This window comes from Massilia sp. H6 (assembly GCF_024802625.1).
Taxonomy (GTDB): Bacteria; Pseudomonadota; Gammaproteobacteria; order Burkholderiales; family Burkholderiaceae_D; genus Telluria.
The window spans coordinates 977,745-993,361 of record NZ_CP103371.1; the positions used below are offsets into that span (position 1 = coordinate 977,745).

General features: G+C 65.1%; 11 protein-coding genes. 7 read left to right on the forward strand and 4 right to left on the reverse strand.

What is annotated here, in order from left to right; genetic code table 11:
* Nucleotides 1-43: 43 nt before the first annotated feature.
* Both NRS07_RS04375 and argS read right to left on the reverse strand, forming a co-directional pair.
* Nucleotides 44-739 carry an SPOR domain-containing protein gene (locus NRS07_RS04375; protein ID WP_259211427.1) on the reverse strand — a complete coding sequence of 232 codons (696 nt, stop codon included), beginning with the start codon at nt 737-739 and terminating at the stop codon, nt 44-46.
* 12 nt (nt 740-751) lie between these two features.
* A complete protein-coding gene (argS, locus tag NRS07_RS04380) occupies nt 752-2,503 on the reverse strand; it encodes an arginine--tRNA ligase (RefSeq protein WP_259211428.1) in 1,752 nt (583 codons plus the stop codon).
* A 189-nt stretch (nt 2,504-2,692) separates the two neighbouring features.
* On the opposite strand from argS, the gene rsmB reads away from it, so the two are divergent.
* From rsmB to NRS07_RS04420, 7 genes are all read left to right on the forward strand, one after another.
* A complete protein-coding gene (rsmB, locus tag NRS07_RS04385) occupies nt 2,693-4,294 on the forward strand; it encodes a 16S rRNA (cytosine(967)-C(5))-methyltransferase RsmB (protein ID WP_259211429.1) in 1,602 nt (533 codons plus the stop codon).
* 46 nt (nt 4,295-4,340) lie between these two features.
* Nucleotides 4,341-4,904: a DUF4390 domain-containing protein gene (locus NRS07_RS04390; protein WP_259211430.1), complete on the forward strand. Its 564-nt coding sequence runs from the start codon at nt 4,341-4,343 to the stop codon at nt 4,902-4,904.
* A 4-nt stretch (nt 4,905-4,908) separates the two neighbouring features.
* The gene (locus tag NRS07_RS04395) at nt 4,909-7,206 is read left to right on the forward strand and encodes an ATP-binding protein (RefSeq protein ID WP_373889867.1); all 2,298 of its coding nucleotides are present in this window, start codon (nt 4,909-4,911) and stop codon (nt 7,204-7,206) included.
* 150 nt (nt 7,207-7,356) lie between these two features.
* Nucleotides 7,357-8,106, forward strand: coding sequence for a response regulator (locus NRS07_RS04400; RefSeq protein WP_259211432.1), 750 nt, complete (start codon nt 7,357-7,359; stop codon nt 8,104-8,106).
* Between the two features lie 529 nt (nt 8,107-8,635).
* Nucleotides 8,636-8,893, forward strand: a complete 258-nt coding sequence (locus tag NRS07_RS04410; protein ID WP_159696519.1) for a DUF3567 domain-containing protein — start codon at nt 8,636-8,638, stop codon at nt 8,891-8,893.
* A 72-nt stretch (nt 8,894-8,965) separates the two neighbouring features.
* Nucleotides 8,966-9,742 (forward strand): class II glutamine amidotransferase, encoded by a 777-nt coding sequence (locus NRS07_RS04415; protein ID WP_259211434.1) that lies wholly within the window; start codon nt 8,966-8,968, stop codon nt 9,740-9,742.
* 110 nt (nt 9,743-9,852) lie between these two features.
* Complete coding sequence (locus tag NRS07_RS04420) at nt 9,853-11,130, forward strand: EAL and HDOD domain-containing protein (protein ID WP_259211435.1); 1,278 nt, start codon at nt 9,853-9,855, stop codon at nt 11,128-11,130.
* A 14-nt stretch (nt 11,131-11,144) separates the two neighbouring features.
* Here the strand turns inward: NRS07_RS04420 and NRS07_RS04425 are convergent, their stop codons facing one another.
* On the reverse strand, nt 11,145-11,519 hold the full coding sequence (locus NRS07_RS04425) for an SPW repeat protein (RefSeq protein ID WP_259211436.1): 375 nt from the start codon (nt 11,517-11,519) through the stop codon (nt 11,145-11,147).
* A gap of 120 nt (nt 11,520-11,639) precedes the next feature.
* The gene (gene metH / locus NRS07_RS04430; RefSeq protein ID WP_259211437.1) at nt 11,640-15,416 is read right to left on the reverse strand and encodes a methionine synthase; all 3,777 of its coding nucleotides are present in this window, start codon (nt 15,414-15,416) and stop codon (nt 11,640-11,642) included.
* Between the last annotated feature and the right edge of the window lie 201 nt (nt 15,417-15,617).

Here is a 15,617-nt window from a genome sequence, read left to right on the forward strand (position 1 = left end):
GCGGCGGTGCAGGGCAGGCGGCGTAGCGGATGCATGCGGTAGCCTAGCGCTGGTTGCGGACGATGGCGACGTCGATGCCGCTGTCGAGCAGCTTGGCGCGCGCCTTGTTCATGGCTTCGACGCCGCCGTAGGGGCCGACGCGCACGCGATGCAGCACGCCGCCATCGGTGCTACGGTCGGTGATCGACGCTTCGAAGCCGAGCAGCGCCAGCTTGGCGCGGGTATTTTCGGCATCCGAGATTTCACGGAAGGCGCCGGCCTGCAGGTAGTAGATGTAGCCGTCGGTGCCCGCGACTGGCGCCGGGGCGGCTGCGGCAGGGGCTGCCGGCGCGGCTGCTGGCGCGGCCGGCGCGGGCGCCGCAACCGGCGCCTGCATGTTGGCGATCGCCTGGCCCAGCGGATCGGCTTCTGCCGCGGCCGCGGCTGGGGTGGGTGCTGGAGCTGCGGCCGGTGCCGCCTTGTCGGCGCCTTCGGCAATCTGGCGGTTCGCTTCGCGCGCGGCGTCGCGGTTGCCGTACAGCGGCTTGTTCGGATCGCTGGCCTGGCTCGGTTCGAGGTCGGCCGGGCGGCCCATCTTGTTGGAGCGGTCGGTGAACGGCGACTGGCCCTTGGTGATCACGAGCGCGACCACCACGGCGATGCCCAGGCCGATGATCAGGCCGACGATGATGCCGGTCAGGGTGCTGCCGCGCTGGCGCAGCGAACGGGGTGTGGACGAGCTGGAACGTTTGGCGGTCATTGCGCTGGCCAATCAGGGTTGCGGTTCGGTTGGCATGTCGGTGGGCGCGCGCTCCATCTTGGCCGGGGCCGACACGCCGATCAGGGCCAGGCCATTGCGCAGCACCTGGCGGGTCGCCGTGGCCAGGGCCAGGCGAGCCAGCTTGAGCGGCTCGTTATCGTCGAGCAGCCACTTGTGCGCGAAATAATAGCTGTGCAGTTCGCCAGCAAGTTCGCGCAGGTAGAACGCGACCTGGTGCGGGCCGAGTTCGAGCTTGGCGCGCGCCAGCACCTCGGGATAGGCGGCCAGTTTCGACAGCAGGCTCGCTTCGTGCGGGGTGTTCAGGGGCGACAGGTCGACCGTGGCCAGCTGCGCTTCGTCGCCGCCCCAGTTGGCCAGGGCCGAGCAGATGCGCGCGTGCGCATATTGCACGTAGTACACCGGGTTTTCTTCGCTGGTGGCCAGCGCGACGTCGACGTCGAACACGAACTCGGTATCGGCCTTGCGCGAGATAAGGAAGAAGCGCACTGCGTCGCGGCCGCGCGTGACGTCGCCATTGCCCGACCATTCGATCAGGTCGCGCACCGTCACGTAGGAGCCGGCGCGCTTGGAGATCTTGACCTCTTCGCCGTTCTTCATCACGGTGACCATCTTGTGCAGCACATAGTCGGGATAGCCCTGCGGAATGCCGATGTTCACCGCCTGCAGGCCGGCGCGCACGCGGGCGATGGTGCCGTGGTGGTCGCTGCCCTGCACATTGATCGCCTGGTCGAAGCCGCGCCGGAATTTCTGCATGTGGTAGGCCACGTCCGGCACGAAATAGGTATAGCTGCCGTCGGACTTGCGCATCACGCGGTCCTTGTCGTCGCCGTAGTCGGTGGTCTTGAGCCACAGCGCGCCGTCCTGCTCGTAGGTCTTGCCGGCGTTGACCAGCGCCTGCACCGCCTGGTCGACCTTGCCGTCCGCGTACAGCGAGGACTCGAGGTAGTAGTTGTCGAACTTGACGCCGAAAGCCTGCAGGTCGATGTCCTGCTCGTTGCGCAGGTAGGCTACCGCGAAACGGCGGATCGAATCGAGGTCTTCGGGCTCGCCGCTGGCGGTGACGGGCTCGCCGTCGCTGGCCGCGACGGTTTTCTTTGCCAGAAAGTCGTCGGCGATGTCCTGGATGTAGTCGCCGTTATAGGCCGACTCGGGCCACTGGGCATCGCCCGGCTTGAAGCCGCGCAGGCGTGCCTGCACCGAGTTGGCGAGGGTGGCGATCTGCACGCCGGCGTCGTTGTAGTAGAACTCGCGGGTCACCTCGATGCCCTGCGACTCGAACAGCGACGACAGTGCGTCGCCCAGCGCGGCCTGGCGGCCGTGGCCCACGTGCAGCGGGCCGGTCGGGTTGGCCGAGACGAATTCGATGATGGCGTGGTGGCCCTGGCCAGCACCGCTCTGGCCGAATGCGGCGCCTTGATCGAGCACGGTCTTGACGACCGACTGCTTGGCGCTGGCGGCCACGCGCAGGTTGATGAAGCCGGGGCCGGCCACGTCGGCCGATTCGACCAGGCCTTGCGCGCCCGGCTCGGCCAGTACGGCGGCGACCAGGCGGGTGGCCAGCTCGCGCGGGTTGGTCTTGAGCTGCTTGGCGAGCTGCATCGCGATATTGCAGGCGATGTCGCCGTGGCTCGGGTCGCGCGGGCGTTCCAGCACCACATTGGGAGCCAGGTCGGTACCGGCAACGATCGGCGCCAGGGCGGCCTGGAACAGGGCAACGATTTCTTGTTTTTGTTGAGCGAGCATGGGGAAGTCGGTCTAAATAAAAGGGCGAACTGCGCAGGCGAGCCTGTGGTCAGGCAAACAGCGGTCATTATACTGGTTTGGGCATGCGCGCAACACGTTCGCCGCCGCAAGCCGTGGCAGCACGAATTAAGTTGTGCCAAAGACTATGCCGTTACAATGAGGGCCTTTTTCGACCGTATCGACCCAGCCATGACCGACAAGCGCCCCACGCTCTCCCTGAAACCCAAAGCCAAGGCGCCCCGCTCCGCGGCCTCGAAGGGCGGGGCACGCCCGGCCTGGCCTGGTGCCAGGCCGGCGCCGGGCCAGGCCAGCGCCCCGGCAGCTGGGCCGGCGCGCAATCCGGGTCAGGACAAGCCGCCCAGGGCGGAACCCTACCGCCCGGCCGCCGAGCGCGGCCAGCCGCCACGCCGCGAGCACGCCGCCAGCAGCGCTGCCGCGCGCGTGCGCGCAAGCCACGAAGTCAAGGTGGCGCCGCAACAGGATTTTCGCACCGACCTGAAGGGCGATTCGCTGGCGCTGGCGCTGCTGGGCGCGGCCAACGCGGTGGCGCGGGTGCGCGGCGGCATGGCGCTGCCGCAAGCCTTGTCGATCGTGTTTTCGGTCTATGACGTGACGCCGCAGGCGCGCGGCGCGATCCAGGACATCGCCTACCGCAGCATGCGCCAGCTCGGGCGCAGCGAGGTCTTGCTCGGCCTGATGACGACCAAGGCGCCGGAGCCGGCCATGCTCGACGGCCTGCTGTGCGCGGCGCTGGCGCTGCTCGATCCGGCGCCTGGCGCGCCCGCGCCCTACGAAGCCTTCACCGTGGTCGACCAGGCAGTCACCGCAGCGGCGCACCATCCGGACTTTGCCCATGCCAAGGCGATGGTCAACGCGGTGCTGCGCCGCTTCCTGCGCGAGCGCGAAGCGCTGAGCGCGCAGGCGCTCAAGCAGCCGCTGGCGCGCTGGAACTATCCGCAGTGGTGGATCGACAGCACCCGCGCGGCCTATCCGCAGAACTGGGAAACGATCCTCGAGGCGGGCAATGTGCATCCGCCGCTGACCCTGCGCGTGAATGCGCGCCGCAGCGACACCGGCAGTTATCTCGCCACCCTGGCCGAGGCCGGTATCGAAGCCACGCGCCTGGGTCCGACCGCGGTGCGGCTGGCGCAACCGGTCAATGTCAGCCAGATTCCCGGCTTTCACGACGGCCTGGTGTCGGTGCAGGATGCCGGCGCCCAGCTGGCGGCGCCGCTGCTCGACCTGAAAGATGGCATGCGCGTGCTCGATGCCTGCGCGGCGCCCGGCGGCAAGAGCGGCCATATCCTGGAATGCGCCGACGTCGAGCTGGTGTCGGTCGATGCCGATCCGCTGCGCCTGGCGCGCGTGAAAGACAACCTGGGCCGGCTCGGCCTGGAGGCGACGCTCATCGCCGCCGAGGCGCAAAACGCCGACTGGTGGGACGGCGTGCCATTCGACCGCATCCTGGCCGACGTGCCATGCACGGCATCGGGCATCGTGCGGCGCCACCCGGACATCCGCTGGTTGCGCCGCAAGTCGGACACACTCCAACTTGCAACACTTTCAAGCAAAATACTCGACAACCTTTGGCAGATGTTGCTGCCCGATGGTAAATTGTTGTTTGTGACATGTTCGCTCTGGCCCCAGGAATCGGAGGCGCAGGCAGCCGCGTTTGCGGCGCGCCACGACGCCATCCGCCTTGACGCGCCGGGCCAGCTGCTGCCAGCCAGCGGTGCCGGGCAAGATCATGACGGCTTGTTCTACGCCCTGTTCCAGAAACGCGCGGCGTAATCGTCATCCCGACATAAATGCTTCAACTTAAGGCTCTGGCTCACCCGTGACGTTACGATTTTTCTGCTTCCTCGCTTGCCAGCTGCTGCTGGTCTTCGCGTGCGCGCAGGCACGGGCGGCCGAGGCAATCGAGGTGACGCAGGCCGAAGTGCAGTTAAGCGAAGAAGGCTACCGCCTGAATACCCGCTTCGCATTCGAGCTGAACCACGAGTTGCAAGAAGCGATCCAGAACGGCATCAAGCTGCATTTCACCACCGAGATCGAAATGACGCGCCCACGCTGGTGGTGGCGCGACGAAAAGGCCGTGCTTGCCAAGCGGACCATCGGCATCTCCTACGACGTGCTCACGCGCCAGTACAACGTGTCGATCGGCGGCAGCGTGCCGCAGAGCTTCACTACCCTCGACGATGCCTTGTCCCTGATCCGGCGCCCCGCGCGCTGGCTGATCGCACCGCGCGGCGCGCTCAAGCAGGGCGAGGTGTACGACGTCTCGGTGCGCATGTACATGGACCGCGATTACCTGTCCAAGCCGCTGCAGGTCAATGCCATCAACGATTCGAGCTGGCGCCTCGCGTCCAACCGCCGGACCTTCGCTTACCGTGCGGGGTAAATCCATCAACCAGGCGCTGCGCTACACGCTGGTGGTAGGCGGCGCCGTTGTGTCGATCCTGTTGTTCCTGCTGGCCGGCGCCTCGGATAATTCCGGCTTCTTCGACCGTTACTACACCTGGCTGCTGGGCGTAAATGCCGGCATGGCCGGGCTGATGCTGGTACTGGTGATCTTCGCGCTGGCGCGCCTGTATTCGCGCTACAAGGCCGGCAAGTTCGGCTCGCGGCTGGTGGCGCGCCTGGTGCTGCTGTTCGCTGGCATCGGCATCCTGCCGGGGCTGGTGATCTTCATGGTCTCGGTGCAGTTCGTGTCGCACTCGATCGACAGCTGGTTCGACGTCAAGATCGAGGCCGCGATCGAATCGGGCCTGAACCTGGGCCGCGCCGCGCTCGACGAGGCGGTGGCCGAACTTGGCGCAACCGGGCAGACCGCGGCCGCCACCCTGGCCGGCCAGGACGCGGTGACAGTGCAGGGCGTGCTGAGCAGCCTGGTGAACGATGTCAGCGGCATGCAAAGCGCGATCCTGCTGGGCGCCGATGGCACCGTACTGGCATCGAGCGCGCAGGACCGCGACGCCAGCCTGGAGCTGGACCGCCCGTCGCCCGACATGCTCAAGTCGGCCGCGCTGCCAGGCGGCTATGCGCGCCCCGAAGGCAGCAGCGAAGGGGTGGCGGTGGGACCGAACGCGCTCGATGCCGCTACCGGCCTGCGCCTGCGCGTGCTGCTGGCGGTGCCCGAGACCTCCGGCATGGAGCCGCGCTACCTGCAGCTGCTGCAGTCGGTGCCGGTGAACCTGGCTTCGAATGCGGTGGTGCTGCGTAGCGCCTCCGACGAATACCGCTCGCGCGCGCAGGCCCGTACCGGCCTGCGCAAGATGTACATCGTCACCCTGACGCTGACGCTGCTGCTGGCGATCTTCGGCGCGATCGGCAGCGCCTTTCTGATCGCCGGCAACCTGGCACAGCCACTGCTGGTGCTGGCCGAAGGCACGCAGGCGGTGGCCGAGGGCGACCTGTCGCCGCGCCCGATCATTGAAACCAACGACGAGCTGGGCACCCTGACGCGCTCGTTCAACGCCATGACCGGCCAGCTGTTCGAGGCGCGCAGCGCCGTCGAGCGCAACCGCACCGCGCTGCAGAACGCCAAGGCCCACCTGGAGTCGGTGCTGGCGAACATGACGGCGGGCGTGATGGTGCTCGACGCCGAAGGCCGGGTGGTGAACTCGAACGATGCGGCTTACCGCATCTTGCAGGTGGAGCCGGGCGCGCTGGCCGGTCCGCTGGCGATGATCGCGGGGCTGGAGACGTTCTCGAACTGCATTACGCGCGCAATCTCGGCGCAGAGCGCGCAAAGCGCGGCCGGCAGCGCCGCCAATGGCGGCAACGGCGACCGGCGCCGGCGCGCCCATTGGCAGCAGCAGATCGAGATTCCGCGTCGCGGCAGCGGCGACGAGCATGACCACGACATCACGCTGCTGGCGCGCGGTTCGCGCCTGCCGGTTGGCAACAGCAACGGCTTCATCGTGGTGTTCGACGATATTTCTGACGTGATCTCGGCCCAGCGCTCGGTGGCCTGGGGCGAAGTGGCGCGCCGGCTGGCGCATGAAATCAAGAACCCGCTCACGCCAATCCAGCTCTCGGCCGAACGCCTGCAGATGAAGCTCGAGGGCTGCCTGCCGGAGCGCGAAGCCGAGCTGCTCAAGAAGAGCACGACCACCATCGTCAATCAGGTCGACGCCATGAAGCGCATGGTCGACGACTTCCGCGACTATGCGCGCACGCCGCCGGCGCTGCTCGAGCCACTCGACCTGAATGCCCTGATCGGCGAGATCCTGCAACTGTACCTGTCCGGCGACGGCACCGACACCATCCATGCCGCGCTGGCACCAGTGCTGCCGCGCGTAATGGGCGACGCGACCCAGTTGCGCCAGGTGATACACAACCTGGTGCAAAATGCCCAGGACGCACTGGCCGACCATGCGAGCGGCGCGGCGCCGCCGCGCGTGGACGTCACCACGGAAACCATCCACTACGAAGGCGCGGATGGCGCCACCGGCACTGCGGTGCGCCTGGCGATCACCGATAACGGCCCGGGTTTCGCGCCGCGCATCCTGGCGCGCGCGTTCGAGCCCTATGTCACCTCGAAGGCGCGCGGCACCGGGTTGGGCCTGCCGATGGTCAAGAAGATCATCGACGAGCATGGCGGCAAGATCGATATCGGCAACCGTGCGGACGGATGTGGCGCGTCGGTATTCATTTTGCTGTTAAAGTTAGCCCCCGAGACGAACTTGTCCGAAATATAATAGGCGCACACACGCTGACTCAAGAGCGTCCGCGCACGCTCCAGAACAAGGGCATTGTCGGGTACAGTAAGCCTTAGGGCGATCCGATTGCCACGTAGTCATGGAGTCTTGGCCGGCGCGCCAGGCAGGTAAGATCAGGAAGGCATACAGATGGCGAATATACTCGTAGTTGATGATGAAATGGGCATCCGGGAATTGCTCTCGGAGATCCTGGGCGACGAAGGCCACGCCATCACCCTGGCGGAGAACGCGCAGCAGGCACGCGAGGCGCGGGCCGCCGGCGCGCCCGACCTGGTGCTGCTCGACATCTGGATGCCCGATACCGATGGCGTTACCCTGCTCAAGGAATGGCAGCGCGACGGCATGCTGACCATGCCGGTCATCATGATGTCCGGCCATGCCACGATCGATACCGCGGTCGAGGCCACCCGCATCGGCGCCATGAATTTCCTCGAAAAGCCGATTGCGCTGCAAAAGCTGCTCAAGGCCGTGCAGCAAGGCCTGAACCGGGCCCAGGAAGTAGCGCGTGCCCCGCTGGCGCCGCCGCGTCCGGTCATGTCCAGCGCCATGCCGATGCTCGATGCCGGCGGCGGCGCCAGCGCAGCCAATACCGCTGTCACGCCAATGTTCGCGCCGCAGCCCGCGCCAATGAGCAACGGCGCGCGCATGGTGCATGCCATCTCGCAAGGCGAGGGCACTGGCTACACGCTGTCGTTCGACCTGCCGCTGCGTGAAGCGCGCGACGCCTTCGAGCGCATGTATTTCGAGCACCACCTTGGGCGCGAAGGCGGCAGCATGACACGCGTTGCCGAGAAGACCGGCCTCGAACGCACCCACCTGTACCGCAAGCTCAAGCAGCTCGGCGTCGAGCCGGGCAAGCTTGCCAAGAAAGGCGCCTGATTGGCAGAAAAGGTCGCGACCGTCCTGGTCACGGGCGCGTCTGCCGCCGCGCGTGAAGCGGCCATCGCCGCGCGGCTTGCGCCAACGCTGCCTGATGGCGCCGATGGCGGCACGCCTTGGGCCGGCGGCTTGAGCGCAGTCATTCTCGAAGGCCTGGCCGCTGGCACCAGTCCGATCCCAGACCATCCCTCCGTAAGACTTGTCCGACTCGCTAGCGGGTGCCCGTGCTGCGCCGGCAACCTGGTTTTGCGTGTAACATTGAATCGCCTGCTACGCCAAGGGCCGCAACGCCTGTTTATCGGTTTGGCCAGCAGCGAACACCTTGATCAGTTGCGATCGTGGTTGCAGGAATCACCATACGATCAGCTGTTGGCACTGGAGCCCTTGGCCCCTACCTGAAGCCGCATACAGGCTTTACGTACTTGAAATTGGCCCAGCCAGCCCCACTTCTTAACCGAAGTGAGCAGCCAGTCGCCCGCCGCCGCGCGGCTGGTACGCACAACCACTCTGATCGAGAGAAGGAGTCACCATGAACATGATCTACAACAGCGAACAGTACAGCGTCGTCGAGTTTGGCGTGGATCGCGAACTCGAAGCGTTGCGCTTCGGCGGCTACGAAATCGTCGACAAGGCCGGGCGGCGCGAAGCATTCATTGGCGGAAAACTGGCGCAGTCGTTCCGGCGCGATGTGAACAACCTGATCGCCAGCGAGCCGACCATGGAAGAGATCGATGACTTCCTGGGTTCCTACGATACCCTGATGAGCCAGCCGGTCGTCCTGCATTGACCCCCTGTCCGCCATTGCCGCTGTCTGCGGCGATGGCGCCCACCATGCCCCGCGCATGGTAAGCTGAGCGCCATGTGCCAGCTTCTCGGAATGAACTGCAACGTCCCCACGGACATCGTCTTCTCTTTCACCGGCTTTGCCCACCGCGGTGGCCGCACCGATACCCACCACGATGGCTGGGGCATCGCCTTCTTCGAAGGTGTAGGCGTGCGCCATTTCGTCGATCACCAGGCCGCAATCGACTCGCCGATCGCCGAATTGATCAAGCGCTATCCGATCAAGTCCACCAATGTCATTGCCCATATCCGCAAGGCCACGCAAGGCCAGGTCGCACTGGAAAATTGCCATCCCTTTGTGCGCGAACTGTGGGGCCGTTATTGGGTCTTCGCCCACAACGGCGACCTCAAGGAATTCGCTCCCCGGCTTGACGGGCCGTTCCAGCCGGTGGGCACCACCGACAGCGAGCTGGCGTTCTGCTGGCTGATGCAAAGCCTGCGCGAGGAATTCGGCGATGGCTTGTCCACGGCGGCGCCGGCGCTGCCCCTGGTGCGTGCGGCGCTCGAACGGCTGGTGGCGCAAGTGGCCGCGCACGGCACCTTCAACATGATGCTGTCGGACGGCACCGCCTTGTTTACGCATTGCTCGACCAAGCTGTGCTACGTGGTGCGGAAATACCCCTTCGTGACCGCCTGCCTGTCGGACGAAGACCTGTCGGTCGACTTCTCGCAGGTGACCACACCCGATGACCGGGTGGCCATCATCGTCACCGAGCCGCTGACCACCAACGAGACCTGGACCCATTTCGCGCCGGGCGAACTGAAGCTGTTCGTGGACGGACTGCCACAGTAATGGCAAGGGATTGTCCGTCAGGTACCATTCTAAGAATTAATTAGTGCCAGAAAGCCACTAAATCTGACGAATACGCTAAAGTAGGGTGTTCGCGAGCCCAACCAGACGACATGACCGATACCGCCAGCCTAGACCAGTCCGCCCAGCCCCTGCGGCTGCGTAATTTCTACCTCGGACGCCAGCCGGTGCTGGATCGTAACCAGGCCTTGTTTGGCTATGAACTGCTGTTCCGCGGCAGTGCCCAAGGGCCGGCACAGATCGCATCCGGGATTTCGGCCAGTGCCAGCGTCATCCACCACGCTTCACAACTGGGCATGGCGCGCGCCATTGGCGACGCCACTGCCTTCCTGAATGTCGATACCGACGTGCTCATGAGCGACATGTTCGCCTTCTTGCCGCGCGAGCGCACCGTGCTCGACATCGTGCGCACGGTGGAGCCGACCGATGCCGTGATTGAGCGCATGACCGAGCTGGCGGCGCATGGCTTTCGCTTCGCGGCCGAGGCGTCGGCGCACGGCGCCGCATTGTCGCGCCTGCTGCCAGTGATCGATTTCGTCAAGATGGACCTGCGCGAACTGCCGGTCGTGACCCTGCTGTCGCTGGCACCGCGCCTGCGCGGCACCGGCAAGCGCCTGGTGGCGGAGAAGGTCGAGACCCATCAAGAGTACCGCACCTGCCTGGATATCGGCTTCGATTACTTCCAGGGCTTTTATTTCGCCAAGCCGACCGTGATCGCCGGGCGCAAGCTCTCGCCCTCGCAGTTGGCGGTGATCGATTTGATGAACCTGGTGACATCGGACGCCGACAACGCCGTGATCGAGCGCGCCATCAAGAAAGACGTCACGCTCGGCCTGAATTTGCTGCGCCTGGTGAACACGCCGGCCGCCGGGGCAGGGCGCCGTGTCGAGTCGGTCAGCCAGGCATTGATGCTGCTCGGTCGCCGCCAGCTACAGCGCTGGCTGCAGATCCTGCTATACGCCGAGCCAGACGTGCACGGTCACAACCAGAGTCCGCTCCTGATGCTGGCTACCACGCGCGCGCGCCTGATGGAGCTGCTCGCAAAGCGCCTGCGTCCGGCGCAGCGCAACGTGTCCGACATCGCGTTCACGGTGGGCATGATGTCCCTGATGGACACGCTGTTCTGCATTCCGATGCAGGACATCGTCGAGCAAATTCCGGTCATCGACGAAGTCCGCCACGCACTACTGGTGCGCAGGGGCTTTTTCGGCGAGTTACTGCGCCTGACCGAATCGATCGAGCGCATGGAAGACAGCGAGGACGAAGTGTTGCCCTCGCTGAAAGAATTGGCGATCGACGGCGATGACCTGGCCGAGCTCGAGGTGTCGGCCTTCGAGTGGAGCGACAAGGTCGTGCGGTACGCCATCTAAGGGGCCGACCCGCCTTAGCCCGCGGCTCCCGAGCGCCACTGACGGTGCAGCTCAGGATCGGTGCGCAACTCCCATAGTCCGAGCACGATGGTCGCGCTGCCTGCGATGACCAGGCTCCAGGTCATGGCCGGATCGTCCAGGGTGCCGACCAGCCAGGGCGAGACCACCGCCCATGCGCCCACCACGATATTGAACAGCACCGCCCAGACATGGGTCTTGACCAGGTCGAACGCGGCCAGGATGCCGATGATGGCGCCGGCCAGTGCGGCGTTCCAGGCTATCGGCGAGCTGGGCGGGTAGGCGAATATCCAGGGTGACACGAACAGCCAGACCCCGATCAGCACCATCAGCTGGTCTTGCCAGCGCCGGGTCGCTAGATGCATTGCCATGATGTCCTCCATTGTCCACAGTCGAACTTTGCAAAGACTTAGACAATACGAATGCGCAGACGTTCGCGAGCACGGCAGGAATAAACCCGCCGCCGGCGTCGCGCCGGCGGCAGCTGGGAGTTACAGGTTGGGCGCCAGGTGGCGTTCGAGCTCGGCTTTGTCCATGCCGCGGCGCTTGGCCATGTCCTCGACCTGGTCGTCACCGATCTTGCCGACCACGAAATACTTCGACTCCGGATGCGCGAGGTAGAACCCGGACACCGCCGCGCCCGGATACATCGCATACGATTCGGTTAGCTGCATGTCGATTTCCTCGGCCTGCAGCGTGCGGAACAGCTCGGCCTTCACGGTATGCTCCGGGCAGGCCGGGTAGCCGGGCGCCGGGCGGATGCCGCTGTAGCTTTCCTTGATGAGCGCTTCGCAAGACAGGTCTTCGCCCGCCGCATAGCCCCACAGGTCGGTGCGCACGCGTTCGTGCAGGTACTCGGCGAACGCCTCGGCCAGGCGGTCGGCCAGGGCCTTGAGCATGATCGACGAGTAATCGTCGTGGGCCGCCTCGAAGCGCTGCTCGTGCTTCTCGATGCCCAGCCCCGCGGTGACGGCGAACATGCCGATGTAGTCAGGCACGCCGGAGTCTTTCGGCGCGATGAAATCGGCCAGGCACTGGTTGGGGCGCTGCACCCCGTCAACCACCGGCTTGACGCCTTGCTGGCGCAGGCCATGCCAGGTAAAGGCGACCTGCGTGCGCGATTCGTCGGTATAGATGTCGATGTCGTCGTCGTTGACCGAGTTTGCCGGCAGCAGCGCGATGGCGCCATTGGCGACCAGCCAGCGGCCGTCGATGATCTTCTTGAGCATGGCCTGCGCTTCTTCGAACACCTTGCTGGCAGCTTCGCCCACGACTTCATCCTGGAGGATGGCCGGATAGGGGCCGGCCAGGTCCCAGGTCTGGAAAAACGGGCCCCAGTCGATGTAACGCGCCAGCGTGCCCAGCTCCACGTTCTTGAATACGCGGCGGCCGATGAACTTCGGCTTGACCGGTGCAAACTCCAGGCGGGCGCGGTTGCCGCGCGCCTGCTCCAGGGTCAGCATCGGCAGCGCCTTCTTGTTGGCGTGCTGCACGCGGATGCGCTCGTAGTCTTGCCCCAGTTCGATGATATAGGCGTCGCGCGTCTCGTCGGTCAGCAGCGACTGGCCCACCGACACCGAGCGCGAGGCGTCCGGCACGTACACCACCGGGCCGTCGTAGTACGGCGCGATCTTGACGGCGGTGTGGGCGCGGCTGGTGGTGGCGCCGCCGATCAGGAGCGGAATCTTCTTGTCGCGGAAATACGGGTCGCGCTGCATCTCGCGCGCGACGTGCGCCATTTCTTCGAGCGAAGGCGTGATCAGGCCCGACAGGCCGACGATGTCGGCGTTTTCTTCCTTGGCCTTGGCCAGGATGTCGGCGCACGGCACCATCACGCCCATGTTCACGATTTCGAAGTTATTACATTGCAGCACCACCGACACGATATTCTTGCCGATGTCGTGCACGTCACCCTTGACGGTGGCGATCACCATCTTGCCCTTCGGCTTGGCGACGATGCCGGTGCGGGCTTCTTCCAGTGCCTTTTCTTCTTCGATGAAGGGCACCAGGTGGGCCACGGCCTGCTTCATGACGCGCGCCGATTTGACCACCTGCGGCAGGAACATCTTGCCCTGTCCGAACAGGTCGCCGACGATGTTCATGCCGTCCATCAGCGGGCCCTCGATCACATGGATCGGGCGGCCATTGGCTGCCAGTACCTGCTGGCGCATCTCTTCGGTGTCTTCCACGATCCACTGCGTGATGCCGTGCACCAGCGCATGCGCCAGGCGCTTCTCGACCGTGTTGTTCCTCCACTCGAGGTTCTGTTCCTGCCGGGCGCCGCCATTCTTGAGGGTGCCGGCGATCTCGATCATGCGCTCGGTGGCATCGCTGCGGCGGTTCAGCACCACGTCTTCGACGCGCTCGCGCAGCTCGGGCGAGAGGTCATCGTAGACGCCGATCATGCCAGCGTTAACGATACCCATGGTCATGCCGGCCTTGATCGCGTGGTACAGGAAGACGGTGTGGATCGCCTCGCGCGCCGGGTCGTTGCCGCGGAAGCTGAACGAGACGTTCGACACGCCGCCCGACACCTTCGCATGCGGCAGGTTGTCACGGATCCAGGCAGTGGCTTCGATGAAGTCGACCGCGTAGTTGTTGTGTTCTTCGATGCCGGTGGCGATTGCGAAGATGTTCGGGTCGAAGATGATGTCTTCGGGCGCGAATCCCACTTGCTCGGTCAAGACCTTGTAGGCGCGGCCGCAGATCTCGGTCTTGCGCGCGAAGGTGTCGGCCTGGCCCTGTTCGTCAAAGGCCATCACGATGACGGCGGCGCCGTAGCGGCGGCACAGGGCAGCCTGGCGGATGAACTCTTCTTCGCCTTCCTTCATCGAGATCGAATTGACGATCGCCTTGCCCTGCACGCATTTCAGGCCGGCTTCGATCACGCTCCATTTCGAGGAGTCGATCATGATCGGCACGCGCGAGATGTCTGGCTCGGAGGCGATCAGGTTCAGGAAACGCGTCATGGCCGCCTGCGAATCGAGCATCGCTTCATCCATGTTGATGTCGATGACCTGGGCGCCGTTCTCGACCTGCTGGCGCGCCACCGACAGCGCCTCGTCGAATTGCTCGTTAAGGATCATGCGGGCGAATGCCTTGGAGCCGGTGACATTGGTGCGCTCGCCGACGTTGACGAACAGCGAGCTGTCGTCAACCGTGAATGGCTCCAGGCCCGACAGGCGCATCGCGACCGGAACGGTGGGCAGCGCGCGCGGCGTGCGCCCTTCGAGCATCTTTGAGATCGCAGCGATATGCTCGGGCGTGGTGCCGCAGCAGCCGCCGGCAATGTTGATAAAGCCGGCGTCGGCGAATTCGCGCAGCAGCGCCGAGGTGTCGGCTGGCAGCTCGTCGAAGCCGGTGTCGCTCATCGGGTTGGGCAGGCCGGCGTTCGGGTAGATGCACACGAAGGTGTCGGCAATCCTGGACAGCTCTTCGGCATAGGGGCGCATCAGGGCTGCGCCCAGCGCGCAGTTCAGCCCGATGGTGAGTGGCTTGGCGTGGCGTACCGAATTCCAGAAAGCCGGCACCGTCTGGCCCGACAGGATGCGGCCCGAGGCGTCGGTGACGGTGCCCGAGATCATGATCGGCAGGCGCGCGATAGCCGGGTGCTCGTCGAAGTACTGGTCGATCGCGAACAGCGCGGCCTTGCAGTTCAGGGTGTCGAAGATGGTCTCGACCAGCAGCACGTCGGCGCCGCCGTCGACCAGGCCGCGCACCTGCTCGTGGTAGCTGGCAACCAATTGGTCGAAGGTGATGTTGCGCGCGGCGGGGTCGCTCACGCTGGGCGAAATCGATGCGGTCTTGGGCGTCGGTCCGAGTGCGCCGGCCACGAAGCGCGGCTTGTCCGGCGTGGAATATTTCGCGCAGGCCGCGCGCGCCAGCCTGGCCGCTTCGACGTTCATCTCATAGGCCAGGTGCGCCATGTGGTAGTCGTCCTGCGCTACCCCGGTGGCGCCGAAGGTATTTGTCTCGAGCAGGTCGGCGCCGGCGGCCAGGTAGCGTTCGTGGATTTCCTGGATGATGTGCGGCTGCGTCAGGGTCAACAGTTCATTGTTGCCCTTGACGAAGAGCTCGCGCGTGCTGGGGTTGGCCAGATCTTGCGGCGCGGTAAAGTTCGCAAACCGCTCGCCACGGTAGGCCGCTTCATCGAGGTGGTATTGCTGGATGATGGTGCCCATCGCGCCATCCAGGATCATGATGCGGCGCGACATAATCTCGCGCAACTGGGCGTCGATCGGGGACAGGGTGGCGTGGGGGGTATGCATATGGGTGACTTTCTCGATAAGCGGCAAGAGGTCTGCGGCAGGCCGTGACTGATGGGCGGTCTGAAATTATACGTCAAGGTGCCGATTTGCTCTGGCGGGGCCAGAACTGCGGCTGACTGTATGTATCTTTTTGTAAGGATGACTTGAACTGATACATTGCGTTACAAAACCCGTCGTATCCGCAATCTTTGCGTTACATAC

What these genes read in the sequence shown, in the direction of transcription:
- NRS07_RS04375 (WP_259211427.1), bottom strand. Translation starts at nt 739, where the DNA reads ATGACCGCCAAACGTTCCAGCTCGTCCACACCCCGTTCGCTGCGCCAG.
- argS (WP_259211428.1), bottom strand. Translation starts at nt 2,503, where the DNA reads ATGCTCGCTCAACAAAAACAAGAAATCGTTGCCCTGTTCCAGGCCGCC.
- rsmB (WP_259211429.1), top strand. Translation starts at nt 2,693, where the DNA reads ATGACCGACAAGCGCCCCACGCTCTCCCTGAAACCCAAAGCCAAGGCG.
- NRS07_RS04400 (WP_259211432.1), top strand. Translation starts at nt 7,357, where the DNA reads ATGGCGAATATACTCGTAGTTGATGATGAAATGGGCATCCGGGAATTG.
- NRS07_RS04410 (WP_159696519.1), top strand. Translation starts at nt 8,636, where the DNA reads ATGAACATGATCTACAACAGCGAACAGTACAGCGTCGTCGAGTTTGGC.
- NRS07_RS04415 (WP_259211434.1), top strand. Translation starts at nt 8,966, where the DNA reads ATGTGCCAGCTTCTCGGAATGAACTGCAACGTCCCCACGGACATCGTC.
- NRS07_RS04420 (WP_259211435.1), top strand. Translation starts at nt 9,853, where the DNA reads ATGACCGATACCGCCAGCCTAGACCAGTCCGCCCAGCCCCTGCGGCTG.
- NRS07_RS04425 (WP_259211436.1), bottom strand. Translation starts at nt 11,519, where the DNA reads ATGGCAATGCATCTAGCGACCCGGCGCTGGCAAGACCAGCTGATGGTG.
- metH (WP_259211437.1), bottom strand. Translation starts at nt 15,416, where the DNA reads ATGCATACCCCCCACGCCACCCTGTCCCCGATCGACGCCCAGTTGCGC.